This window comes from Bradyrhizobium sp. CB82, from assembly GCF_029714405.1.
GTDB lineage: Bacteria > Pseudomonadota > Alphaproteobacteria > Rhizobiales > Xanthobacteraceae > Bradyrhizobium.
In genome coordinates, this window is sequence record NZ_CP121650.1 from 1,183,973 (window position 1) to 1,207,483 (window position 23,511).

At 62.5% G+C, this 23,511-nt stretch carries 26 protein-coding genes and 1 pseudogene; 8 read left to right on the forward strand and 19 right to left on the reverse strand.

The window, feature by feature from the left end:
• Positions 1 to 95 precede the first annotated feature (95 nt).
• Complete coding sequence (gene tcmP / locus QA640_RS05615) at positions 96 to 977, forward strand: three-Cys-motif partner protein TcmP (protein WP_283039753.1); 882 nt, start codon at positions 96 to 98, stop codon at positions 975 to 977.
• Here tcmP and QA640_RS05620 read toward each other — a convergent pair.
• From QA640_RS05620 to QA640_RS05635, 4 genes are all read right to left on the reverse strand, one after another.
• On the reverse strand, positions 947 to 1,699 hold the full coding sequence (locus QA640_RS05620; RefSeq protein WP_283039754.1) for a DUF5131 family protein: 753 nt from the start codon (positions 1,697 to 1,699) through the stop codon (positions 947 to 949). The genes tcmP and QA640_RS05620 overlap by 31 nt on opposite strands.
• 104 nt (positions 1,700 to 1,803) lie before the next feature.
• Complete coding sequence (locus QA640_RS05625) at positions 1,804 to 2,058, reverse strand: hypothetical protein (RefSeq protein ID WP_283039755.1); 255 nt, start codon at positions 2,056 to 2,058, stop codon at positions 1,804 to 1,806.
• A gap of 112 nt (positions 2,059 to 2,170) precedes the next feature.
• Entirely contained in the window at positions 2,171 to 2,575 is a 405-nt protein-coding gene (locus QA640_RS05630) for a nuclear transport factor 2 family protein (RefSeq protein ID WP_283039756.1), read from the reverse strand.
• Between the two features lie 640 nt (positions 2,576 to 3,215).
• Positions 3,216 to 3,872: a phasin family protein gene (locus QA640_RS05635; RefSeq protein ID WP_283039757.1), complete on the reverse strand. Its 657-nt coding sequence runs from the start codon at positions 3,870 to 3,872 to the stop codon at positions 3,216 to 3,218.
• Between the two features lie 131 nt (positions 3,873 to 4,003).
• Between QA640_RS05635 and QA640_RS05640 the strand changes: the two are divergent.
• Together QA640_RS05640 and QA640_RS05645 are read left to right on the forward strand one after the other, a co-directional pair.
• Positions 4,004 to 4,156: pseudogene (locus QA640_RS05640) on the forward strand (alpha/beta hydrolase); the annotation flags it as partial.
• Positions 4,157 to 4,200: 44 nt separating this feature from the next.
• Positions 4,201 to 4,506, forward strand: a complete 306-nt coding sequence (locus tag QA640_RS05645; RefSeq protein WP_283039758.1) for a hypothetical protein — start codon at positions 4,201 to 4,203, stop codon at positions 4,504 to 4,506.
• 517 nt (positions 4,507 to 5,023) lie between these two features.
• Here QA640_RS05645 and QA640_RS05650 read toward each other — a convergent pair.
• Positions 5,024 to 6,115, reverse strand: coding sequence for a type II asparaginase (locus QA640_RS05650; protein WP_283039759.1), 1,092 nt, complete (start codon positions 6,113 to 6,115; stop codon positions 5,024 to 5,026).
• A gap of 117 nt (positions 6,116 to 6,232) precedes the next feature.
• Positions 6,233 to 6,394 (reverse strand): hypothetical protein, encoded by a 162-nt coding sequence (locus QA640_RS05655; RefSeq protein WP_283039760.1) that lies wholly within the window; start codon positions 6,392 to 6,394, stop codon positions 6,233 to 6,235.
• A 740-nt stretch (positions 6,395 to 7,134) separates the two neighbouring features.
• On the opposite strand from QA640_RS05655, the gene QA640_RS05660 reads away from it, so the two are divergent.
• Positions 7,135 to 7,515, forward strand: coding sequence for a hypothetical protein (locus tag QA640_RS05660; protein ID WP_283039761.1), 381 nt, complete (start codon positions 7,135 to 7,137; stop codon positions 7,513 to 7,515).
• A gap of 403 nt (positions 7,516 to 7,918) precedes the next feature.
• Positions 7,919 to 8,596, forward strand: coding sequence for a ParA family protein (locus QA640_RS05665; RefSeq protein ID WP_283039762.1), 678 nt, complete (start codon positions 7,919 to 7,921; stop codon positions 8,594 to 8,596).
• A 159-nt stretch (positions 8,597 to 8,755) separates the two neighbouring features.
• Here the strand turns inward: QA640_RS05665 and QA640_RS05670 are convergent, their stop codons facing one another.
• The 5 genes from QA640_RS05670 to trxB all read right to left on the reverse strand — a co-directional run bounded on the left by QA640_RS05670 (position 8,756) and on the right by trxB (position 12,552).
• Complete coding sequence (locus QA640_RS05670) at positions 8,756 to 8,905, reverse strand: hypothetical protein (protein ID WP_283043143.1); 150 nt, start codon at positions 8,903 to 8,905, stop codon at positions 8,756 to 8,758.
• 122 nt (positions 8,906 to 9,027) lie between these two features.
• Complete coding sequence (locus QA640_RS05675) at positions 9,028 to 9,177, reverse strand: hypothetical protein (protein ID WP_283039763.1); 150 nt, start codon at positions 9,175 to 9,177, stop codon at positions 9,028 to 9,030.
• 102 nt (positions 9,178 to 9,279) lie between these two features.
• Entirely contained in the window at positions 9,280 to 10,197 is a 918-nt protein-coding gene (locus tag QA640_RS05680) for a 4-hydroxy-tetrahydrodipicolinate synthase (RefSeq protein ID WP_283039764.1), read from the reverse strand.
• 460 nt (positions 10,198 to 10,657) lie between these two features.
• The gene (locus QA640_RS05685; protein WP_027525214.1) at positions 10,658 to 11,581 is read right to left on the reverse strand and encodes a LysR family transcriptional regulator; all 924 of its coding nucleotides are present in this window, start codon (positions 11,579 to 11,581) and stop codon (positions 10,658 to 10,660) included.
• 5 nt (positions 11,582 to 11,586) lie between these two features.
• Positions 11,587 to 12,552: a thioredoxin-disulfide reductase gene (trxB, locus tag QA640_RS05690; protein WP_283039765.1), complete on the reverse strand. Its 966-nt coding sequence runs from the start codon at positions 12,550 to 12,552 to the stop codon at positions 11,587 to 11,589.
• Between the two features lie 268 nt (positions 12,553 to 12,820).
• On the opposite strand from trxB, the gene QA640_RS05695 reads away from it, so the two are divergent.
• Entirely contained in the window at positions 12,821 to 13,300 is a 480-nt protein-coding gene (locus QA640_RS05695) for an Lrp/AsnC family transcriptional regulator (protein WP_283039766.1), read from the forward strand.
• Between the two features lie 8 nt (positions 13,301 to 13,308).
• Here the strand turns inward: QA640_RS05695 and QA640_RS05700 are convergent, their stop codons facing one another.
• The 4 genes from QA640_RS05700 to QA640_RS05715 form a co-directional block, all read right to left on the reverse strand.
• A complete protein-coding gene (locus QA640_RS05700; protein ID WP_283039767.1) occupies positions 13,309 to 13,707 on the reverse strand; it encodes a DoxX family protein in 399 nt (132 codons plus the stop codon).
• A 139-nt stretch (positions 13,708 to 13,846) separates the two neighbouring features.
• Positions 13,847 to 14,320: a transcription elongation factor GreA gene (greA, locus tag QA640_RS05705; protein WP_283039768.1), complete on the reverse strand. Its 474-nt coding sequence runs from the start codon at positions 14,318 to 14,320 to the stop codon at positions 13,847 to 13,849.
• A gap of 207 nt (positions 14,321 to 14,527) precedes the next feature.
• On the reverse strand, positions 14,528 to 17,992 hold the full coding sequence (carB, locus tag QA640_RS05710; protein WP_283039769.1) for a carbamoyl-phosphate synthase large subunit: 3,465 nt from the start codon (positions 17,990 to 17,992) through the stop codon (positions 14,528 to 14,530).
• A gap of 671 nt (positions 17,993 to 18,663) precedes the next feature.
• Positions 18,664 to 19,368, reverse strand: a complete 705-nt coding sequence (locus QA640_RS05715) for a class I SAM-dependent methyltransferase (RefSeq protein WP_283039770.1) — start codon at positions 19,366 to 19,368, stop codon at positions 18,664 to 18,666.
• Positions 19,369 to 19,482: 114 nt separating this feature from the next.
• Between QA640_RS05715 and QA640_RS05720 the strand changes: the two genes are divergently transcribed.
• Positions 19,483 to 20,013 carry a DNA starvation/stationary phase protection protein gene (locus tag QA640_RS05720; protein ID WP_283039771.1) on the forward strand — a complete coding sequence of 177 codons (531 nt, stop codon included), beginning with the start codon at positions 19,483 to 19,485 and terminating at the stop codon, positions 20,011 to 20,013.
• Between the two features lie 194 nt (positions 20,014 to 20,207).
• On the opposite strand, the gene QA640_RS05725 is transcribed toward QA640_RS05720, so the two are convergent.
• Both QA640_RS05725 and QA640_RS05730 read right to left on the reverse strand, forming a co-directional pair.
• Positions 20,208 to 20,660, reverse strand: a complete 453-nt coding sequence (locus QA640_RS05725; protein WP_283039772.1) for a DUF6691 family protein — start codon at positions 20,658 to 20,660, stop codon at positions 20,208 to 20,210.
• Positions 20,661 to 20,668: 8 nt separating this feature from the next.
• Entirely contained in the window at positions 20,669 to 21,094 is a 426-nt protein-coding gene (locus QA640_RS05730; RefSeq protein WP_283039773.1) for a YeeE/YedE thiosulfate transporter family protein, read from the reverse strand.
• A gap of 60 nt (positions 21,095 to 21,154) precedes the next feature.
• Here QA640_RS05730 and QA640_RS05735 point away from each other — a divergent pair, with 60 nt between their 5' ends.
• Entirely contained in the window at positions 21,155 to 21,481 is a 327-nt protein-coding gene (locus QA640_RS05735) for a metalloregulator ArsR/SmtB family transcription factor (RefSeq protein WP_283039774.1), read from the forward strand.
• A 19-nt stretch (positions 21,482 to 21,500) separates the two neighbouring features.
• Here QA640_RS05735 and QA640_RS05740 read toward each other — a convergent pair whose 3' ends face one another.
• On the reverse strand, positions 21,501 to 22,028 hold the full coding sequence (locus QA640_RS05740) for a cupin domain-containing protein (protein WP_283039775.1): 528 nt from the start codon (positions 22,026 to 22,028) through the stop codon (positions 21,501 to 21,503).
• A gap of 230 nt (positions 22,029 to 22,258) precedes the next feature.
• A complete protein-coding gene (gene carA / locus QA640_RS05745; RefSeq protein ID WP_283039776.1) occupies positions 22,259 to 23,449 on the reverse strand; it encodes a glutamine-hydrolyzing carbamoyl-phosphate synthase small subunit in 1,191 nt (396 codons plus the stop codon).
• Positions 23,450 to 23,511 lie beyond the last annotated feature (62 nt).

Consider the following 23,511-nt stretch of genomic DNA (forward strand, 5'->3'; position numbering starts at 1 on the left):
GCGGATGCCAGGCGCTATGCCACCAAGGCGGTATTGCAGGCCGAGAACGACTCGTGGTTGAAAGGAGCATGGGAGTCGTTGAGGGGACGCGGTAGATGCCAGTCGATCACGAATTCGGGGACCAGCACACCGAACTTAAGCTATCGATCGTCGAGAAATATTTGAGGTTCTTTACGACAGCCCTCCGCGGCAAGTTTGATGAACTTTGGTACATTGACGCGTTCGCCGGGACAGGTTCACGAACCATTCGTCACGAGCACCGCCCCGCAGGCCTGCTAGATGCTGGAGAACCTGAACGGGTCGAGCGTCGCCGAGGTTCTGCTCGCATCGCTATCGACGTAAAGCCGCCATTTGACCTCATTGTCTTCGTCGAAAACAAGCCCTCCTATTTTGCCGCCTTGGAGGAGCTGAAGGCCAATTATCCCAATCGACGGATTGTCGTCATAAAGAACGACGCGAATGAGGCCCTAAAATCCCTGATAGCAACGAACAGTTGGCATTCGACTCGTGCTGTTCTCTTCCTGGATCCATACGGTATGCAGCTAGAATGGTCGACTCTTGAAAAAGTGGCGGCCACGAAGGCAATCGATGTTTGGTTCCTATTCCCGTTGTCTGGCCTCTACCGGCAGGCTACCCGCGATTTGGCGGACGTGGACGCTCATAAGCGCGCTGCACTTACTCGCATGTTTGGTTCTGATGCGTGGGAAGAGGAACTGTATCCGAAAACGGTGCGAGAGGATTTGTTCGATGGACTGGTCGAAGAGCCAAGGCAGCGTGCTGCAGATGTTGCGGGGCTTGAGGCTTATGCAAAATCAAGGCTTGAAACAATCTTCGCGGCCGTTCTAAAGCCGCTACCGTTGCCGATGCACGAAAGGCCCCAGCGCTTCTCCTTGTTTTTTTGCATCTCGAATCCGAAGGCGATCCGCCTCGCTAGCGATGTCGCAAATCACATACTCAAAGCTGGCATGGCATCGTAGGTGCGCCCGTGAAGCAGTCGGCCGGCAGCTTTTTTGTTTTTGCCGCCCCATTGTTTGAAAAAGAAGGCCGTCCCGGAGCGCCGGCACAGGGCTTCGACTTCATCAACCCACTCCGGTTTCATTTCGCGAGCACGTGGCCCGCTCTCTCCTCCGACAATCGCCCAATGGATCCCAGTCAGATCGGCTGCCGCAACCGAGCCAATCAACGGTTCGAAGGAGACAAATCGGACCGTCGCGCGCACAGCTCGGAGCGCATCGAGGCGTTCCAAAACTCTCTCGTCTTCGATGCTTGTGCCCAGCCAAACGTTGGGCAGAACCTTGAAATGGCAATCGGAGAGGACTTCCGCCATGTGCTCAGGGCGCTTCGTCAAGATCTGATACGTATGACGAGGAGTATCCTGCATTACCTCCCACACGCGGCGAATGAAGGTCGTGGGGACATCGGGATGAAACAGGTCCGACATTGAATTGACGAACACTCTTCGTGGCTTCGACCAGGTTCGGGGAGCATCGAGCGACTTCTCATCGAGGCGAATTGCGCCAGTCCAGACCGCTCTGCCGCCGCTCTTGCGAGTAAGCCCTTTGTATTTCTTGAGGCCCATCATCTCTAACCGGGCCGCCATGCGCATTGCGTAACAGTTCGTGCAGCCCGCAGTCAGCACCGTGCATCCGGCAACGGGATTCCAAGTCGCATCAGTCCATTCGATGGAAGTATCGGCCATGGCGACATTGAATCAGAAGTGCGGGGACCTGTGAATCAAAAATTTCGCGATCGCCGGAGAGAAGCTCAACCGCGACGACAAGGGCGACCACAATGCCGCAGCAGTCAACGCGCGCCATCGACAAACTCGCCACGATCGTCACCACCACCGGCAAAGTCGCCGCAGCCAGTAGCGTCCTCAGCGCAACAGGCCCCCGACACCGGGTTCACCAGCCGCTGATACTGAACCGCAAAGATATATGCGTTCGCGCCGGTCGGCATCGCCGCGAACAGCACCACCACGCCGGCCGCCAGCGGCGGCAGGTCCAACAGCTTGGCAAGAAGGCGAGCGCCGGCATCGCCAGCAGCTTCAGCGCGCACGTCGCGACGATGCCGAGCTAATCGCCCTTGACCTCGAAGCGAAAGAGGTTGATGCCGAGCGCGATCAGCGCGGGCGATCCCGCCTGCGCGGCGGCGCTATCCACCCACTGTCCTACGAGACTATAGCCTTGATCTGCGCAGTATCCGCAAACTCAGTTAGCTCAACGATTTTGCCGTCCTGAAATCTGAAGAGATCCAGGACCTCGGTCGTGAAAGTTTTCCCGGTCGGGCTATGTCGGACGACGAGGCGGGATCGCACGGCCGCATGCTGCCCCTCAACAACCTCGCCCAGGATGTCGCGCTTTACGAAGTCGAAGTTGGCAATGAATTGACCGAAAGCCTCGCGCAGGGGCGGGTGCCCCTGAACACTTCCGGTTAGTTCGAGTGCGCTTTTGTCGCCGACCAGTGTGAAAACACCTTCGGGATGAAACGCTGCCACAAGGCCAGCGACATCGCCGCGAGCGCGCGCCGCGTAAGCCACCCTGATGACTTCGAGCATGTCTTCGCGATGTCCCATATCGGACCTCCCCTGCAAAGTTCTCACGCCAGAACAGAGTAGCTACCTTCGCGTGCAAAGGCAAAATCCCGGTATCTGGGCGCCAATCTGGACGCTGCCCCGATACGAAAGCTGCTCAATGAAGGAGCAAATAAATTTGGCTTATCAAAGGGAAGCTAGAGCGGGACGGGTTTTGGTTGAATCGATGCAAGCCGAGGACGCAGTTCACCTCTCCCGCTTGCGGGGAGGCGTAGGCCGCCTTCGGCGGCCGTCTCCTTAAGAGGCGCCGAGGCGAAGCCTCGGCTATGGGGTAGCGCCGGGTGGGGCTCTCTCCATAGCCTCATCGCGGAAGCACCCCCACCCCAGCCCTCCCCCGCAAGCGGGAGAGGGAGCGTACTCACTTCGCGGCCCGTACTCAGACCAAATCCGGATCCCGCTTTAGGTGGCCGGCAGTACCCCCAACTGCAGCAGCGCCGGCAAGTCGTCATCACGGACCGTTCCCCGAAAGGCGAAGCGCGCGCTTCTGTTGGCGCGCGCTTCGACTCCTCACGTCAAGTTCGAGCAACGACCCGATGGATGGGCCGACAGCTCGGTGAATGTGCATGGAGATCCGTTTGACCTCGTCCTCGACGTTCGCCGCTGCCCGCTTCCTTCCTGTCGGCTAAGCGGCGCGTCCCATGCTTTCGGCTATCGGTTTGCGAGCATCATCCGCCAGCCGGCGCGACATGTCGGCCATCCGACGGCTGCTCTCGAGCAGGCTGGCGACGTTGTCACGAACGACCTCCGTCTGAAGCGCTGCAAGTTCTTGAGGAGTCCGGCAGCGCCAGAGCTCATTCATGTGGTCCATGTTGCTCTCGAAACGTTGCCGCATGAAGTCAAAGTACTCGCGAGAAATCTCGTTCACGCCCTTTGTCATCGCGTTGGCGAGTTGCAGGATCGTCTCGGCGTTGCGGGCCGACCGTTCGACCGCCCCTTGCGCTTCTTGTCCTGAGAAGCCGAGCGGGCGACCAAGTTGATCCATGGAACGGCTGAACATCGTCGTCGCCATGTCCACCTCGCGGCGCCAGGTGTTCTGCAGCATCTCGGCATTCTGCTGGAACAGGTTTGCGCTCACCTCAGCGATTTCCTCTCCGGCCTGCGTGGCGGCCAGGCCGATGCGCCGCGACTGCTCGGCCGCCTTCTCGCCGGTACGCCGAACCGTCTCTTCAGCAGCGTGGGTCGTTTTCTCCTCTTGGCGGGAATGGGCCATGTCGATGTTCCCTCTTTGGTGGCTGGTTAGGTGGCTGGTATTTTGTGTCGTCAGCACAATCTGCTTCACCGTTGAAAGCCAAACGTGGGCGCGTGAGGACCGTTCCAGCTGTGATGATCCTTTCTACCGCGATCGTTTCATCAGTGCTGGAGCTACGACGGAACGAGGGCTCGGAGGTCCAGTTGAATGGGCGGATGGATGATGGGATGCGACTTCATTACGTGGAGCGAGGCGGTCCCAGCACTCCGTGGGTGTTCCTGTTCCATGGCAATGGTTCTATGGTCCAGGATTTCACGATCAGCGGGCTTGTCGACTGTCCTGGCCGTCGCAATCGCGTCGTCTGCTTCGACCGAACGGCTCCTGGCAAAACGCGAACGGACCTTTAGGAGCGCTTGAATTGCGGCAGTTCGGAAAACAGCGGTTGCTTCATTCCTGGATGATGCTGGCATTGGAGGCCAATCAGGTCGTTGGTCTGCGGATGTTGAAGCTGATGGCGGGCGGCAAACGCGCTCGGGGAGAAGCCAAACTCATGGTCAGAGAAAAGATAGACGAGGCATTCAAAGCCGGTGCGAGCCTCATGGCTGGCGCTTCGGACGAAGATATCGTTCGTCGATACAGGCGGCGTGTGGCGGCGAATGCGAAACGATTAGGCAAGCCCAATCCGAGTCTCACCATCAAGCGACGACGGCGTAGACGGAAATAACCTTACTCCGTCACAAACGCTCTAACTCCTCATCCTGAGGAGCTTGCGAAGCAAGCGTCTCGAAGGATGTGGGCCACGGGCGGGGCCTCATGGTTCGAGACGCGCTTCGCGCTCCTCACCATGAGGGTTAGTGACACAGTAAGGTTAGCGGCGCCAGGTTCGAGAGCTTGGCCAGCAGGAAGGCGACTGCCGGCATCGCCGGCAGCTCGGGCGCGCACATGACGACGATGCCGAGCTTCTCGCCCCTGACCTCGAAGCGGAACAGATCGATGCCGAGCGCGATCAGCGCGGCCGGCGATCCCGCCTGCGCGAGCAGCGCGACGCCGCGACGCGATGTGCCAAGATCGCGCCTATCGTGGCGACCGATGCACGCACTGGATCACGGTCGACAACCCGGCGTCACCGGCCGTGAATCGCGCGGCGACAAATCGACGGGTCGAGGTGACCGAGCGCTCGACCATTGCATCCAATTGACGTTCGACACAGCGGAGACGGCCGTAGCCGCGCTTCGGGCGGCCTAGTAAGTGTAGAACATCCGTTGGATCTCCTTGGTGTCGGTCGTCTTGGTCAGCGCCAGCATCAGCAGGATACGTGCCTTCTGAGGGTTAAGCGTATCCGAGACGACGAAGTCGTGTTCGTCGTCCTTGGCTTCCCCATTGCGCGCGACGATGCCGTTCCCGACACGGCTGCTCCGAACGATCACGACACCCTTCTTGCGGGCGTCGTCGAGAGCCGGCTCGACCGCGGGCCGGGCAAGGCTGCCGTCGCCGACGCCAGCATGCACGATCCCCTTGGCCCCTGCGGCGACAAAAGCGTCGATCGCGACCCGGTTCATGTTGGCATAGCCGTAGACGATATCGACTTGCGGCAGGGCATCGAGGTTAGACACGTCGAATTCGGAGTCCGCCGTGTGCCGGCGGGTCGATTGACGATAGAAGTACGGCTTGTTTCCCTGCATGTAGCCGAGAAAACCGAGCTCAGGTGTACGGAAGGTGTCTGCCGTCGAGGTGTTGTTCTTGGTGACGTCGCGAGCCGCGTTGATCTGATCGTTGAGAGCAACGAGCACGCCCTTGCCGACCGCCTCGTCGCTGCCGGCGAGGATCACGGCGTTGTAGAGATTGATCGGCCCATCCGCGCTGATCGCTGTCGACGGCCGCATCGCGCCGACGATGACGACAGGCTTCTTGCTCTTGACGACAAGATCCAAGAAATAGCTGGTTTCCTCGATCGTATCAGTACCGTGCGTGATGACAATTCCATCCACGTCGTCCTGTGCGAGGAGCGCGTTGACGCGCTTTGCAAGCTTGAGCCAGTAGTCATTGTTCATGTTCTCGCTGGCGATCTGGAAAACCTGCTCGCCCTTGACGTTCGCCACCGTTTTCAATTCCGGAACGGCTTCCAAAAGGCGCTCCACGCCCACCGTTGCTGCGGTGTAACCGACCACGGTGGTGCTGCTTGCACCGGTGCCGGCGATCGTGCCGCCGGTCGCCAGGACCATGACGTTGGGCAGACCGGGGCCCTTCGCGTCAGCGGCTGCAAAACCGAAGAGCAGCACGAAGAGCACGGTCATTGTCGCCACTATGTGATCACGCACTCGCAGCTGCCACATCTCGATCTCCCTTTCCTAGAAAGCCCCGTCGGTGCGCCCCAGCTCGCTCGGCGTGCATGATCCTCCAGCCGAGGCCCCCTGTCTAGGCCTTGCGTCGTCCGGCTTGTCTCCATCCGGCTATGCCCGGCTGCGCACTGAATCGCGATGAGACTGGGATGAAATCATCATCGCACTTTGGCCGAAACCAATCGCCAGCATGATCGGGCTGCGCGAAAGATCCGAGAGCACCGGCAGGATGATCGACAGGACCGCGCCGGTCTGCTTGCGGTCGACGTCCATTTGCAGGGATCGCGTTGCCGAAAGCGAATTCGGAGATGGCTCTGTGTGCGGTCTCATTGTGCGCGGTCTCCGAGATTGTGCGCGGTCTCCGAGATGAAGCGAAACAGCACCGCTGCACAGCCGGCGCGATCAGGGCAAAGACCGGCGCGACCATCAACACGCCGGCCGTGCGGCCCTCACCTCAAGGGGAGATCCGCTGACCATCCCACACGCCCTCGATGATGGCATCATGCCCCTGATTTGCCCGACGTGTCAACTAGATTTCGTAAAATCCGCAAAGCCTCCGCGACGGTCTCGCCGACTCCTTTGCATGGGGTTGTTTTCGATATTTTTGTCGGAGGCGCATGGCAGCCTAAGGACCGACCCCCGATCTCGTCAGCGCAGCCAAGGGGTCAAGCGGGATGAAAGTAGGCCGAAGGAAGTGCGCTCCCTCTCCTGCTTGCGGGAGAGGGTCGGGGAGAGGGTGTCTCCGCAATGGGACACAACGTGGATAGATCCCCACCCATAGCCGATGCTCCGCATCGGCGTTTTCCTTAACGGCGGCGAAGGCCGCCTATGCCTCCGCCGCAAGCGGGAGAGGGGCGCATCTCCCCTGTGGCAGCAAATCAAGCCTAATCCCATCGCGCTCCGACGCCTGTTGCCCGGAGCGCACAGCCGGCGGTTTTCGGTTCGCGGCCCGGTTGCCAACGTGGAAGCCTTCACCCACTATTCCCTCCGTCTCGGAAAGGTTGGGGGGATCGATGCCGGCGTTTCGCTTTCGGAAGTTCCTGGCTAGCGCGGTCTGTGCGATCGCGCTGGCTGTCATCGTCCAGCCTGTCACCAGCCACGCTTATACGCCGGAGCAGCAGCAGGCCTGCACGCCCGACGCGATGCGGCTGTGCGGCGAGTTCGTTCCGAACGTCGACGCCATCACCGCCTGCATGATCCAGAAGAAGTCGCAGCTCTCGCCGCAGTGCCGGGCGTTCTTCCGCGAGGGGCCGGAGCCGGGCGAGGCGGCCGCCGGCCAGCCCGTCAACATCAAGCCGGTGGCGAAGAAGAAGACCTCGAGCAAGCCGGCCGCGAAGAAGACCACGGCGAGCAGCAAGTCGGGCAAGAAGAAACCGAAGGCTGACGATACCTAGCAGAAGCTCCGCAGTTGCCGCGTCACCTCGTCCCGCTTGCGGGAGAGGCCACATTGAAGCGCAGCTTGAATGTCGGGCGCGACGAACCTCAGGACTCCTTTTGTTCGCTTCGGTCAGCGATCCCCCGCAGTAATTCTGCCTTCGAGCGACGGAAAAGAGCCGACATTCGATTTGCTCGGGCAGGTTGCAGTTCGCCGTTTCCCGAACGATTGCTCAATAAACGCACGATCCGTCCAACAGCCGTTCATTGCGGTTCATGTTCATGATGCCGCATGCACTGTGACTCAAAAGCCAACACGACTCGTTATTTCGTGGCCGTGGCGCAACTCCCGGTAAATTTTTCTTTCACGAATCAGCGCGCTGATTCATTTTCGCGGCCTGGGGTCAATCTGGAGGCAAGGGTATGAACGTTATTGTTTTTGCATCGCGTAAAGGCGGCTCGGGCAAGAGTACCCTGGCTGCACATCTCGCCGCGCAGATCAAGGCGACCAAGCCTGTTCTGCTCGTCGATGCGGATCCGCAGGGCTCGCTCACGCTGTGGCACAAGCTGCGTGGCACCAACGAGCCGCAGATCAAGGCCGCGGTCAACTCGGTGAGCGGCATCGTCTCCGCTGCGAGGCGCGACGGCTATGAATGGGTGTTGATCGACACGCCGCCGAACCTGTCGGCCGTGGTCGACGACGCGATCAAGAATGCAACCATGGTGATCATTCCGGCGCGGCCTGGCGTGTTCGACGTCAACGCCGTGCAGGAAACCATCCAGATGTGCCGCGCGGCGCGCAAGCCCTACGCGGTTGTGCTCAACGGCGCACCCGCCCGCCGCGACGAAGCCGAAAGCCCGATCGTCACCATCGCCCGCGAGGCGCTCGCCAAATTCCGCGCGCCGGTCTGGGGCGGCCAAATCACCAACCGCTCGGATCTGTTGATGGCGCTGAGCCACGGCGAGGGCGCGCGGGAATATCAGGCCGAGAGCCGCGCCGCGCAGGAGATCGCAAGGCTGTGGGCTGCGATCGAGCGTTCGGTCAAGGCGATCCGTGGCACGGCGTCGGCCTCCGGCGCAATGCACAAGCAGGCTGCGTAGTTTTTATTGTTCATTTTCTGTAACGAAAAGCGCGCGGCTGTTCCCGCGCGTTTTGCGTTTCCGGAAATGAAGCTTTTCAAGTGAGCATGATCTCCCCGCAAACGCGTTTACGCGTTTGTCGCTTAGGGAAAACCGGTGCCCGCTTTTCCGTATCGTGCTCTACGCCACCATCAGCATGTAGAACACGATCACCGGTGACAGCGTGAGGATCACCGACCAGATGCCGGCGGCCCAGAGGATGTCCTCGGTGGTAAAGCCCTGCTGCTCGGCGGCCTGATAATCAGGCGCCATATCATATTGAGTATTCACAAAATGCCCCCGCGAGTTCTTCGCTTATGGCGTCAGGTGATACTAGAAACGTTTTAACATCCGCCTCGCTGGTCCCCGTGCAATTTGGGCACGGACGCTACCGCGGATTAACCATCTTCGCGTCAGCCCGCGAGCCAGACGCGAAACAGCAGCACCGGCATCAGGCCGAGCATCACGGCCCACAAGCCGAACGACGAGATCACCAGAAGTCCCTGCATGAGATCCGCCGGCGCGAAGTCTTTCGCGGCCGTCGGCCGGGTGCGATGTCCCATGATTTGCCCCTATGGATTGGTCTTTGGGGGAAACGATGGGGCGCGATGCGTAAACGAGCCGTGGATGCGCCATGCGGCGCCCGCGACGGCGATGGCGAAGAGCTATGCCGCGGCCTTCATCCGTCGTGCGATCTCGCGATCGAGCCTGGCGGCGAGCTCGCTTCCGATCTCGACCATCGGCAGGCGCACCTCGGGACTGTCGATGAGGCCGCATCGCCACAACCAGTACTTGGCCGGCGCCGGGCTCGGCTCGGCGAACAACAGCCGCGTCAGCTCGGCAACATCCTGCCAGCGCGCGAGGGCCGCGTCGGTGTTGCCGCGCTTCAGCTCGGTTTGAATCGCAGCAAACGTTGCGGTCTCGATGTGGGCGGACAGCAGGATGGCGCCATCGGCGCCGTCGCTCAGCGCCTCAAAGGTGTGCGCGTCCTCGCCGGTGAGCACACGGAAGTGATCCGGCTTGTCGCGGAGCAGCGCGACCGATTGCTCGCGGCTCGCGCTGCAATCCTTCAGGCCGACGATGTTGGGATGCCCGGCGAGCCGGAGCAGCGTCTGGTTGGTGAGGTTGACGCCCGTGCGGTAGGGAATGTTGTAGAGAACGATCGGCCAGGCGGCGTGATCGGCGAGCGCCTCGAAATGCGCAAGCAAGCCGCGCTGCGATGGCCGAAGATAGTATGGGCTCGCGATCAGATAGCCGTCGATCGGCCAGTCCGCGGTCTCATCCAGGCTGTCCTTCAGCCGTGTCGTGTCCGCGCCGGCGAGGCCGAGAACGATCGGAATGCTGCGGCGGTGCGCGGCGAGCTCCTCTCGCACGGTCGCGACGAGGCGCTCGAGCTCCGCGCCCCTCAACGTCATGCCTTCGCCGGAGGTCGCGCCCAGAATGAAGCCGTCCACCGCGCGTGCCTCCTCGGCGGCGTAATGCCGCGCGAGCTGCCGAAGCGACTTCTCATCGAGACGGCCGTCGCGAAACGGCGTCACCAGAGGCAGCCAGAGGCCCTGCAATTGTTGTCTCAGGTCGGTCATGTGTCATCTCCTTTTCAGTTGACGCCTGAGACGGAGGGCACATGAAAAAACCCCGTCCAGACGGCGGGGGTTTTCGAAGATTGCAACGATAACGAAGTCGTTAGCGCGCGCAAAAATCCGAGGACCCCGGATGGGGGCCTTTTTTCGAGGCGATCGCCTTCGAGAGGATTGCGCACGAATTCGTGATCATGGTGCGCAAATGATGCGGGGGATATGTGGAACTGTCAATACACGCGGAAAGCGAAAGCCAAATTGGCAGAAAAAAAGCCGGGCCCGAAGGACCCGGCTTAGGTATGGCCACGTGAGGCCGACACAATCACCTTCCAAGAGGGATTACTGAACTCCCGCGCCACTGGAGGAGGGGGACAAATGCGCAACGCGAAGGCTCAGCGTGCAAACATTATGGGCTTGCCGAGCGCCATGCAGCAACAGCCGGGGCCGCATGTCAGTCATGCGGAAATCAGGACGGCCAGCGTTGCGCCTTGCTCACTACGAAGTCGCGGAACACCTGCACGCGCGCGACCGTCTTCAACTCCTCGGGATAGACGAAATACGTATCGAGTTGGATCGAGTCCGATTCGCCGAACAACTGCACGAGGCGGCTGTTCTCTTCGACCAAGTAATCGGGCAATGCCGCGATGCCGAGGCCTTGCTGACAGGCGCGCACCAGACCGAGAATGTTGTTGACTTTGAAGTAGGCCTCGCGCGGACCGGAGCCGTTGCGCGCCGCTTCGACCAGCCAGTTGCGGTTCTGCAAGTGCGGGGCGAAGTTGCCATCGGCGAGCGTGATGATGCGGTGAGCATCGAGCTCTTCAAGCGTCCGCGGCGTGCCGAAACGCTTGATGTATTCCGGCGAGCAATAGGCGTGGAAGCCCATCGCGAAGAGCTTGCGCTGGATGAGGTCCGGCTGCGTCGGCTTGCGGGTGCGGATCGCGACATCAGCCTCGCGCATCGACAGGTCGAGCTCCTCGTCGGTGACGATCAGCGAGATGCGGATCTCCGGATAGAGCGCAGTGAACTCCCCGAGCCGCGGGATCAGCCAGTTGATGCCGACGCCGGGCGTCGTCGTGATCTTGAGGTCGCCGCTCGGCCGCTCGCGGCTGTCGGTCAATTTGGCGCGCGCCGCCTGGAGCTGCATGAACACGTCATGCGCAGTGCGGAACAAGAGGTCGCCCTGCTCGGTGAGGATCAGGCCGCGGGCATGGCGGTGGAAGAGCGAGACCGAGAGCTCCTGCTCCAGCGCCGAGACCTGGCGTGACACGGCCGACTGCGACAGGCCGAGCTGCTCGCCCGCATGCGTGAAGCTGCCCGCTTCCGCCGCGGCGTGAAACACCTTCAGCTTGTCCCAGTCCATATCGGTAAATCCGTCGCGTGTTCGAGGCATGGTCGTTATTCCGCTGCCGCGCGCTCGCTGGCGCGCAGGGCCAAGAAACGTTCGGCTTCGAGTGCGGCCATACAGCCGAGGCCTGCGGCCGTGACGGCCTGGCGATAGGTTTCATCGGCGACGTCGCCGGCCGCGAACAGGCCGGGCACCGAGGTGGCGGTCGAGTTCGGGGCGACCTCGACATAGCCCGACGGTTTGAGTTTCACCTGGCCCTTCACCAGTTCGGTCGCCGGTGCGTGCCCGATGGCGATGAAGACGCCGTCGGCCTTCACCTTCGTGAGCGCGCCGGTCTTGACGTTCTTCAGGCGGACATGCGTGACCTTGCTGGGGTTCGCATCGCCGCAGACCTCGTCGATGGCGCTGTCCCAGACCACCTTGATCTTGGGGTTCTTGAACAGGCGCTCCTGCAGGATGCGCTCGGCGCGGAAATGATCGCGGCGGTGCACGATCGTGACCTGGCTCGCGAAATTGGTCAGGAACAGCGCTTCCTCGACGGCAGTGTTGCCGCCGCCAACCACGATGACCTCTTTGCCGCGGTAGAAGAAGCCGTCACAGGTGGCGCAGGCCGAGACGCCAAAGCCCTTGAAGGTCTCTTCCGAGGGGATGCCGAGCCAGCGCGCCTGCGCGCCGGTCGCGAGGATCACGGTGTCGGCAAGGTAGACGTCGCCGGAGTCGCAGGTGAGGCGGAACGGTCGCAGAGCGGTCTCGAGCTTGGTGACCAGATCGGTCTTGATCTCGGTGCCCATGTGCAGCGCCTGCTTCTCCATCTGCTCCATCAGCCAGGGGCCCTGGATCACGTCGGCAAAGCCCGGATAGTTCTCGACGTCGGTGGTGATGGTGAGCTGGCCGCCCGGCTGGATGCCCTGGATCAGGATCGGCTCGAGCATCGCACGCGCGGCGTAGATCGCCGCGGTGTAGCCGGCGGGGCCGGAGCCGATGATGACGACCTTGGCATGGATGGGCGCGCGCATGTGGACCGGTGCCTCTCTTGGGGGAGTTGCAGCGCGGGCGCGGATAGTGCCTGGGAAGGCGCCGCGGAGGCGCTGAAATGTCAGTGCTAATCTAAGCCTTCTGGCGAGCTATGCAAGAATTGCAGCCCATGTCGGCGGATTTTTCCCCCCGGGAACAAAAGATCGTTGCGCTGCACGCGCAATAAAATTGCGCATCTTGGCCGGACTGGCTATGAGGATTGCGACGAACCCAACCGATACCGCAGATAAGGCCAGGAGTTCCAATCACGTGTCGCGGAACCTAGACGAGATCGATCTCAAAATTCTCGCCGAAATCCAGGCCGACGGGCGAATCACCAATGTCGAGCTGGCCAAGCGCGTCGGCATTTCGCCGCCGCCCTGCCTGCGCCGTGTCCGGGCGCTGGAGGAGGAGGGTTACATCCACGGCTATCGCGGACTGCTCGATTCGCGAAAGCTCGGCTTCGACGTCACGGTGTTCGCCGCGGTTCATCTGTCGAGCCAGGCGGAGGTGGATTTGCGTGCCTTCGAGGAGTTCGTGCGTGCCGAGCCGCTGGTGCGCGAATGCTGGATGCTGTCGGGCGAGGTCGACTTCATCCTGAAATGCGTCGCGCCTGACATGGCCACGTTCCAGGATTTCGTCACGCATCTCACCGCGGCCCCGCATGTGCGCAACGTCCGGACGTCGCTGGTGCTGCACAATTCGAAATACGAAGCCGCCGTGCCGCTCGAGGTGAAGGGGCGGCGCTGACGCAAGACTCAACCGCGCCGCATCGCATCCACGCTGATCGGACCGCCGCCGGCGGCGGCAAGATAAAGGCAGGCAAAGCAGAACAGGATCGCCAGGGTCCCGTCATTGACGAGCGGGAAGAAGCTGTTCGGCAGATGCTCGATGAAATAGGCGAATGCCATCTCGCCCGACAGGATGAAGGCGGCGAGACGCGTAAACAGTCCAAGCATCAACAGGCCGCCGAACACCAGCTCGATCATGCCGGCAATGCCCCAGAGCGATAGCGGCGTGACGTCGGCGAAGATCTCGACGGGCGGAAACTTGAACAGTTTTGCCACACCGAACTGGAACAGCAGAAGGCCGGTGACGAAACGGAACAGGCTGAGCAGATAGGGCTGGCTCTGCGCGGCGATGCGATCGACGTCCATCGTGTCCTCCCTTGTGGCCTCAAGGTGCAGCGGCGCCAAGCATGGCGGAGGACGTTGCCGTTCACAATCGCGCCCAGGAAACAGACGAAACAAAAAAGCCACGCAAAGCGCGGCTTTTTCGTCCAGCTTGCGGCGCGGATTACCGCCACTCGACCTTGGTGATCTCGTAGGCCTTGGCGCCGCCGGGCGTGTTGACCTCGACGGAGGCGCCCTTCCTCTTGCCGATCAGCGCGCGGGCGAGCGGCGAGGTGATGGAGATGCGGCCCTTCTTGGCGTCGGCCTCGACCTCGCCGACGAGTTGCCACACCGTCTTCTTCTCGGTGTCCTCGTCGACCAATGTCACGGTGGCGCCGAATTTGATGGTGTCGCCAGAAAGTTTCGAGATGTCGATGATGTCGGCGCGCGCGAGCTTGTCCTCGAGCTCGGCGATCCGGCCCTCATTGTGGGACTGCTCTTCCTTCGCGGCATGATATTCCGCGTTTTCCGACAGGTCTCCGTGCGAGCGCGCCTCGGCGATATGCTCGATGATCCGCGGACGGTCCACCGACTGGCGCTGCTTCAATTCTTCCCCGAGCGCGGTAAAACCGGCCAGAGTCATCGGAACCTTTTCCATCTCTTCTCTCGTTCTCGGGTCGCGCGCCCTCGGAAACAAAGGGCGCCGCAACCTTGATTCGTCGGTGATTCCGGGGCTGAACACGCGGCCACCGGAACGTTATGTGGGGCTGGCGCCGGAACAGAACAACCACATGGCCGGACAGTTCCTCCGGCCATTGTGGCTTCATTGCCAATCACTTAGCGAGGGCCTGGCCCCTGCTAACGATCAGGTTTCCGAAAAGTAGCTCTGCAGGGTACGAACCTCAAGGTCCCCGCCCAGATAAGCGCGGATGCCCTGCGCGGCCGCCACGGCCCCGGAAAGAGTGGTGTAATACGGCACTTTATGCAAGAGGGCCGCGCGCCGTAGTGAACGGCTGTCGGCAAGCGCCTGCGGGCCCTCCGTGGTGTTGAAGACGAGTTGGATGTCGCCATTGGTAATGGCGTCGACAATGTGCGGCCGGCCCTCCAGCACCTTGTTCACCTTCTCTGTCGGAATGCCCTGGTCGGTCAGGAAGCGCTGGGTGCCCGACGTCGCCAGCACCTTGAAGCCGACGGCCTGCAACAGCCGCACCGCGTCCGCGATGCGGTTCTTGTCGCTGTCGCGCACCGAGACGAACACCGTGCCCTTGCGCGGGACGCGCGTGCCGCCGCCGAGCTGGCTCTTGGCGAACGCGACCTCGAAGGAGCGGTCGATGCCCATGACCTCGCCGGTCGAGCGCATCTCCGGACCGAGCACCGTGTCGACGCCGGGGAAGCGGGCGAAGGGGAACACGGATTCCTTGACGCCGACATGCTTTAGCTGGGCCTTCTTCAGCCTGAAGTCGGCGAGCTTCTCGCCGGCCATGATGCGGGCGGCAATCTTGGCGACCGGCGTGCCGATCACCTTGGCGACGAACGGCACCGTGCGCGAAGCACGCGGATTGACCTCGAGCACGTAGATCTCGCCGTCCTTGATCGCGTACTGCACGTTCATCAGGCCGACGACGTCGAGGCCGAGCGCGAGCTCGCGGGTCTGCCGCTCCAATTCGTCGATCATCTTGGCATCGAGCGAGTAAGGCGGCAGCGAGCACGCGGAGTCGCCGGAGTGGATGCCGGCTTCCTCGATGTGCTCCATGATGCCGACGATGAAGACGTCCTTGCCGTCGCACAGGCAGTCGACGTCGACCTCGGTCGCGTCAGAGAGATAGCGGTCGAACAGCAGCGGGTTCTTGCCGAGCACGGTGTTGATCTGCCCGGTCTTGTCGTTGGGGTAGCGCGCCTTGACGTCGGCGGGCACGAGTTCCGGCAGCGTGCCGAGCAGATAATCGTTGAGCTGGTTCTCCTCGCGGATGATCTGCATCGCGCGGCCGCCGAGCACGTAGGACGGACGCACCACCAGCGGCAGCCCGAGATCGGCGGAGACGAGCCGGGCCTGCTCGACCGAATAGGCGATGCCGTTCTTCGGCTGCTTGAGACGAAGCTTGTCGAGCACGCGCTTGAAGCGGTCGCGGTCTTCGGCGAGATCAATGGCGTCGGGCGAGGTGCCGAGGATCGGCACTTCGGCGGCCTCCAGCGCACGCGCGAGCTTCAGCGGGGTCTGGCCGCCGAACTGCACGATCACGCCATGCAGCGTACCTTTGCTGCGCTCGGTCGTAATGATCTCCAGCACGTCCTCGGCCGTGAGCGGCTCGAAATACAGCCGGTCGGCGGTATCGTAGTCGGTCGACACCGTCTCCGGGTTGCAGTTGACCATGATGGATTCGTAGCCGGCGTCATGCAGCGCGAAGCAGGCGTGACAGCAGCAATAGTCGAACTCGATGCCCTGGCCGATGCGGTTCGGGCCGCCGCCGAGGATGATGACCTTCTTCCGGTCCGACGGCTCGCTTTCGTCCGCAACCGCGCCCGCGAATGGCGCCTCATAGGTCGAATACATATAGGCGGTGGGCGAGGCGAACTCGGCGGCGCAGGTGTCGATGCGCTTGAACACCGGGCGGACGCCGAGCGCGTGGCGTTTGGCCGTCACATCGGCTTCCGTGCTCTCCGAGAGCACCGCGAGCCGCGCGTCCGAAAAGCCCATGGCCTTCAGTGAGCGCATGCCGAAGGCATTTCGCGGCAGGCCGTTCTTGCGGACCTTCTCCTCCATGTCGACGATGCAACGCATTTCGGCGAGGAACCAGGGGTCGATCTTGCAGGAGTTGAAGATGTCCTCGTTGGACCAGCCGAGCCGCATCGCCTGCGCCACCTGGAGCAGACGGTTCGGCGTCGGGGTGCCGAGCGCGGCGCGGATCGCATTCTTGTCGTCGCCGTGGCCAAGCCCCTCGATCTCGATCTCGTCGAGGCCGGTCAGCCCGGTCTCGAGCCCCCGCAGTGCCTTTTGCAGGCTTTCCTGGAAGGTGCGGCCGATCGCCATCACCTCGCCGACGGACTTCATCGAGGTCGTCAGCGTGTGAGAGGCGCCGGGGAATTTCTCGAAGGCGAAACGCGGGATTTTGGTCACCACGTAGTCGATGGTCGGCTCGAACGAGGCCGGCGTCGCGCCGCCGGTGATGTCGTTGGCGATCTCGTCCAGCGTGTAGCCGATGGCGAGCTTGGCTGCGACCTTGGCGATCGGGAAGCCCGTCGCCTTCGACGCCAATGCCGATGAACGAGAAACACGCGGGTTCATCTCGATCACGACCATGCGGCCATCGGCGGGATTGATGCCGAACTGCACGTTCGAGCCGCCGGTCTCGACCCCGATCTCGCGCAGCACCGCCAGCGAGGCGTCGCGCATGATCTGGTATTCCTTGTCGGTCAGCGTCAGCGCGGGCGCCACAGTGATGGAGTCGCCGGTATGCACGCCCATCGGATCGAAATTCTCGATCGAGCAGACGATGATGCAATTGTCCTTCTTGTCTCGCACCACCTCCATCTCGAACTCTTTCCAGCCGAGAACGGATTCCTCGATCAGGACTTCGTTGGTGGGGGAGGCATCGAGGCCGCGCTCGATGATGTCGAGGAACTCTTCCTTGTTGTAGGCGATGCCGCCGCCGGTGCCGCCCAGCGTGAACGAGGGCCGGATGATCGCGGGCAGTCCGATCTCGGACAGCGCCATCATCGCCTGGCCCAGCGCATACTCCTGATAGCGCTTGCGGCGCTCGTTCTCGCCGAGCGACCATTGCCGGTCGAGTTCTACCTGCGCCGCGCCGGATAGCTTCTCGCGTTCGGCAAGGTATTTGTCGCGGAAGGATTTCTTGAGCTGTGATGCGTTGGCAAGCCGCGACTTCGGCGTCTGCAGCCCGATCTTCTCCATGGCGTTGCGGAACAGCTGGCGATCCTCGGCCTTGTCGATCGCGTCGGCAGTCGCGCCGATCATCTCGACGTCGAATTTTTCCAGCGTGCCCTGGCGGCGCAGCGACAGCGCGCAGTTCAGCGCGGTCTGGCCGCCCATGGTCGGCAGCAGCGCGAAGCCGCCCGGGATGACGTGCCGTTCGTTCTCGATGATCTTGGCGACGATTTCCGGCGTGATCGGCTCGATATAGGTCGCATCGGCCAATTCCGGGTCGGTCATGATGGTGGCCGGGTTGGAATTGACGAGGACGATGCGATAGCCCTCTTCCTTCAGCGTCTTGCAGGCCTGCGTGCCGGAGTAGTCGAACTCGCAGGCCTGGCCGATCACGATGGGACCGGCGCCGATGATCAGGATGGTCGAGATGTCTGTTCGTTTGGGCATAAGACTCGCGAACTGGAATTTGGGCACAAAAAAAGGGCGCGCTTGCCGCGCGTCCCCTTGAGCCGAGAGCGCGGGTTTCCCTCGCGCGCGGGTGGGTCTTAGACCAGTTTTCGGGGCGGCGAAACCCCGAAAAATGCCTGTCAACCGGCAATTTTGACGGGTTTGGCCGGCCCTGCCAGCCGCGGGCGAGGTGCACCAGAAGCGATGCCGCAACGCTCGACCCGCCGATCCAGCCGAGGTCGCTTGGCGGGAGCGCTGCGAACAACGCACCCCCCAGCGCTCCGTCGATGGCGAAGCCGAGACGCATGGCCGAGGCGTTGAGCGAGAGGGCGATCATGGAGGCTTGGGGCTCGCCCGAACTGCAGACGCTGCCAAGAACGTAGCAGGAACAAGCGGCGCTATTCCGTGGTCAAATCCGCGAGCCAAGGATGCCGACTCTTGCCAGAATGTGAAGTGGTGGAAGGGCAGTAGGCCACCTGGACATGTTTTGCCCCGCCGGTCCAGCGTGGCAGCGCCACGCGTAGCCCGTCAGGGCGAAGCGTGGAGACCCGGCCTGGATTTGAACCAGGATAAAGAGCGATGCACCGCCCTCGCGTTGACGCTTCCGCCACCGGGCCGACTGGATCATTGCCGATCGCAGTCCGTCAGGCCACCCCCACTCCTCGTTAACCCTAACCGCGCGCAAAGCGCGGGCGCGCGATGAAGGTCATGCGCCAGCGGTTGTGGCCGATATTGGTGTGGGCACGCTGCACCGAAAATCCGGCTACCGCGAGCTTCGCGGTGATCTCTTCCTCGCTGTAACGCTGAAGCCCGATGCGCGAGCGCAGGTGCCGATAATCGGACAGCGCCGTCGAGACCAGTCCGACCAGCGCATCCTTCAGAAAGCCGTGACGCGCGCCAAAACTGAGCAGCGCCAGCACGTCCCTGAACATGCCGACCTCGGGCTGGAGGATATCGCCGAGCACGAGCTTGCCCGAAGGTTTCAGGAGCCGGCGGATCACAATGAACGCGGAGTCGAGCTCCGCCGGCGTCATGTATTGGACGACCGAGTTCATCACCACGAGGTCGATGGACTGCTCGGCCATCTTCCGCACGTCCTCGAGCGAGCGGACGCGGATCTTGGTGTTCGGCGCAAAGCGCGCGATCAGCCGGCCACGTACGCCCGGCGCGGGCTCCGCCAGGATCAGCTTGCCGCAGGCATTCGCCACCTCGTTCGCCGACAGCGCCTCGCCGCAGGCATAATCCAGCACCGTCGCGTCGGGCGAGGAGATGTAGCCGATGATGTCCCGCGCGATGATCTGGAAGTGCAAATCGCGATGCAGCTTGCTGACATAGATTGTGTGCGTGGAGTCGTAATAGTCGATCCAATCATCCATGGTCTTCAGAGGTCCCGGCAAAGTCGGTTCCCGGGGGAGGAACCGGCGCTGCTCGCCTGCGTTAGGGGTGCGACGGCATGCCGTCAATGTCCGCGTCTAACAGGAAGGTCTCCCGTGAGCAAAAAACCTGATAACCACAGGATCTCGTCCGATCTCGATACCCCGACCGATCTGGCACCCGGCGCGGTCGACAAGATTTCGAAAGCGCTCAACGTTCTGCTCGCCGATGCCTTTGCGCTTTACCTGAAGACCAAGAATTTCCACTGGCACATCAGCGGCCGGCACTTTCGCGATTATCATCTGCTGCTGGACGAGCAGTCGGACGCGATCTTCGCCACCACCGACCAGCTCGCCGAGCGGGTCCGCAAGATCGGCGGCGCCACGCTGAAGTCGATCGGCCAGATCGCAAAGCTCAAGACCATCAAGGACAATGACGAGGATTATGTCCCGCCGCGCGAAATGCTGCGCGAATTGATGGACGATAACAAGCATGTCGCGGCTGCGATGCGCAAAGCGCACGAGGTGTGCGACGAAGCCGGTGATGTCGCCAGCGCGAGCCTGCTCGAAGTCTTCATCGACGAGACCGAGCGGCGGACCTGGTTCCTGTTCGAGGCCTCGCGTCAGGAAGGCAGCAACGCTGCCTAGGGCACCCCGTCACAGGGTGAAAATGCGCGTCAACGCCGCGCCCACCACATTTCCGCGGCTACGGAAAATGGTGGGCACGCGTCGGCAGGGCGCTAGGCAGGTTGTCCAAGGGCCATCCAGCTTCGATGAACGCGGTGATCACCGGCTTCACCGATAGATCGACCGCAGCGGGAAGATCTGACATTGGGAAACCGCTACTCGTAGGATGGCGTCGCGAGCGTCGGTTGCCGCTCCGCGAGGGCGCGGGCAGCGGCCATGCCGATCATCATGGCGAACACGAACAGGACCGAAGCCAAAGTACCGTAGCCGAGCGCCACAAAGGCAGGGCCCGGACAGAAGCCGGCGAGACCCCAGCCGACGCCGAAAATCGCCGGCCCGACAATGACGCGCGGATCGAGGTCGTTCGTGGCCGGCAGATGGAACGTGTCGCCGAGCAGCGGCCGTTGCCGCTTCAGGACTAGGCGGAAGCCGATGAAAGCGGTGGCGACGGCGCCCAGCATCACGAACATCAGGCTCGGGTCCCACGATCCCGCGCGAATGGCGGCGAGATCGAGGAAATTGAGGACCTTCGCGGGATTCGACATGCCGGAGATCAAGAGCCCGGCTCCGAATATCAGGCCGACGGCGAACTGAATCAGGACAGACATGGCAGGCCTCACGCGAGATGCCGGACGACGAAGGTCGTCACGAAGCCGGTGGTCATGAAGACGAGGGTGGCGACAATCGAGCGGGTCGACAGGCGCGATATGCCGCAGACGCCGTGCCCTGAGGTGCAGCCATTGCCCCACACAGAGCCGAAGCCGACCAGCAGGCCGGCAACGGCAAGCAGCACGCCGCCGGTCTCGATCGCTTGGGGTGGAAACGCGCCGGTGACCAGGCGCGCAAGCGCGGGGGCGGCGACGAGCCCGGCGATGAAGGCGAAGCGGCCCGCGGTTGCGTTATCGCCGAAGGGCGGCAGCAGGCGCGCGGCGATGCCGCTGACGCCGGCGATCCGGCCGCTGACAGCCATCAGCATCACCGCGGAAAGCCCGATCAGGACCCCGCCCGCAAGCGAGGCCAGCGGTGTGAACGTCGTCGGCATTGGGTGCTCCTCAAGAGATTATAGTTGATTAGTATATTCGCATATTCTAAATTATCAAGCATGAAGAATCAGACCAAGCGCAAGATTGCCGAAACCGCTGCCGTGGCCCTCGAAGAGAAGGCCGAGGAGGCCTCGCGCCTGTTGACCGCGATGGCGAACGCCAAGCGGTTGATGGTGCTCTGCAACCTTCTCGATGGGGAGCGGTCGGTCGGCGATCTCGCCGACCTTGTCGGGTTGTCCTCGGCCGCATTGTCGCAGCATCTCGGCAAGATGCGTGCGCTCGACCTCGTCACGACCCGGCGGGACGGACAGACGATCTATTACCGGCTCGCCAGCCTGGAAGTTCGCGAAGTGCTGCAGACGCTCTATCGGCTGTACTGCGCCTGAGCACGGTGCCGAAATAGCGCTAGGGGCCTCGCCACAGCCGCATCAGCGGCCCATTCTTGCCCATCACAGGATCGGCCGGCGGCAGCTTCACGGCCGGAATCGTCTTCAGCGCCTTGGCGTGATTCTCCGGCGTTGGGCGCGTGACCTCCATCTTCGATCCGGGCGGATAGGCGCCGATCACGCAGAAATCGTCGCTTGCGCTGATGCGTTGGTGTCCGGTGCCAGCAGGGAGGATCGCGACATCGCCCGCCTTGATGTCGAACTCCTGGCCGTGATCACCGCCGAAGCGCACGCGGGCACGGCCGCGCGCGACGCCGAGCACTTCATGCACGGTGGAATGATAGTGGAGATAATCGTAGACGCCGTTGCGCCATGTGCCGCCCCAGCCGTTCTCCGCGAACAGGCCTTCGATGGTTTCTTCGGGACGCCTGGAATCGAGCTTCACAGCGTCCTGATAGACCAGGAACGGCAGGATATTGTTCGGCACGAGGCCGTCATCCTCGAACACGATGGCGAGTGGCTCGGCATTGTCGTGAACGACGGACATGGCAGGCTCCTGCGTGAAAACTAGCAGGGATCAACGAGGCAGGTCAGCCGACGTTCCCAGTCATTCCGGGGCGACGCGGCAGCATCGAGCCCGGAAATCCATCGCGCCCCGGCGCGCGCTGCTCAGTGGATTCCGGCCTCGCGCGGACCCGTTGGCGCGCCCCGGAACGACAACGAAAATGCCCGGGAGGAGCCCGGGCATGACGTCGTGGCAGCGATTGCGCAAAGGGCTTACGCCCGTTTCCTCTCCCGCATCAGTTCGGCAAAGCGCCGGAACAGATAGTGCGAGTCGCGCGGGCCGGGCGAGGCCTCGGGGTGATACTGCACCGAGAACACCGGCCTGCCGTCGAGTGCGATCCCGCAATTGGAGCCGTCGAACAGCGACACGTGGGTCTGCGTCGCACCCTTCGGCAGCGTCTTCTCGTCCACGGCAAAGCCGTGGTTCATCGAGGTGATCTCGACCTTGCCGGTGGTCTCGTCCTTTACGGGATGGTTGGCGCCGTGATGGCCCTGATGCATTTTCTTGGTCTTGGCGCCGACGGCAAGGCCGAGCATCTGGTGGCCGAGGCAGATGCCGAACGTCGGCGTGCCGGATTTGATGACCTGCTGGATGACGGGCACGGCATATTTGCCGGTCGCGGCCGGATCGCCCGGGCCATTCGACAGGAACACGCCGTCCGGCTTCATCGCCAAAATGTCCTCGGCGGACGTCGTCGCCGGCACCACCGTCACCTTGCAGCCTACGCCGGCGAGCAGGCGCAGGATGTTGCGCTTGATGCCGTAGTCGATGGCGACGACGTTGAATGCAGGATCGTCCTGGCGACCGAAACCCTTATTCCATTCCCAGGACGTCTCGTCCCAGGTGAAGCGCTGGCCGGAGGTGACCATCGGCACGAGATCCATGCCCTCGAGGCCGGGCCATTCGCGCGCCTCTTCCTTCAGGCCGTGCAGGTCGAACTCGCCGTTCTTCGCATGAGCGATCACGGCGTTCGGCATGCCCTTGGTGCGGATCAGCGCGGTCAGCGCGCGCGTGTCGATGCCGGAAAGACCGATGACGCCGCGTGCCTTCAGCCACTGGTCGAGATGGCGGGTGGCGCGGTAGTTCGAAGGATCGGTGATGGCGGTGCGCAGGATCACGCCGCGCGCGCCGGGCGTCGCGGCCATGTTCACCGTCTCGATGTCTTCCTCGTTGGTGCCGACGTTTCCGATGTGCGGGAAGGTGAAGGTGATGAGCTGTCCGGCATAGGAGGGATCGGTCAAGATCTCCTCATAGCCGGTCATCGCGGTGTTGAAGCAGACCTCGCCGACGGCGTGGCCTTCGGCGCCGAGGCCGAAGCCTTCGAGCACCGTGCCATCGGCAAGCACGAGGAGCGCGGTCGGTTTATGGTCCGGCCAGGCGGGATCGTTTTCGGATTGTGTCATGAGCCCGCTACATAGTCCGGAGCGGCGCCGCCGTCAAAGCGGGAGAGGGCGGATTCACATGC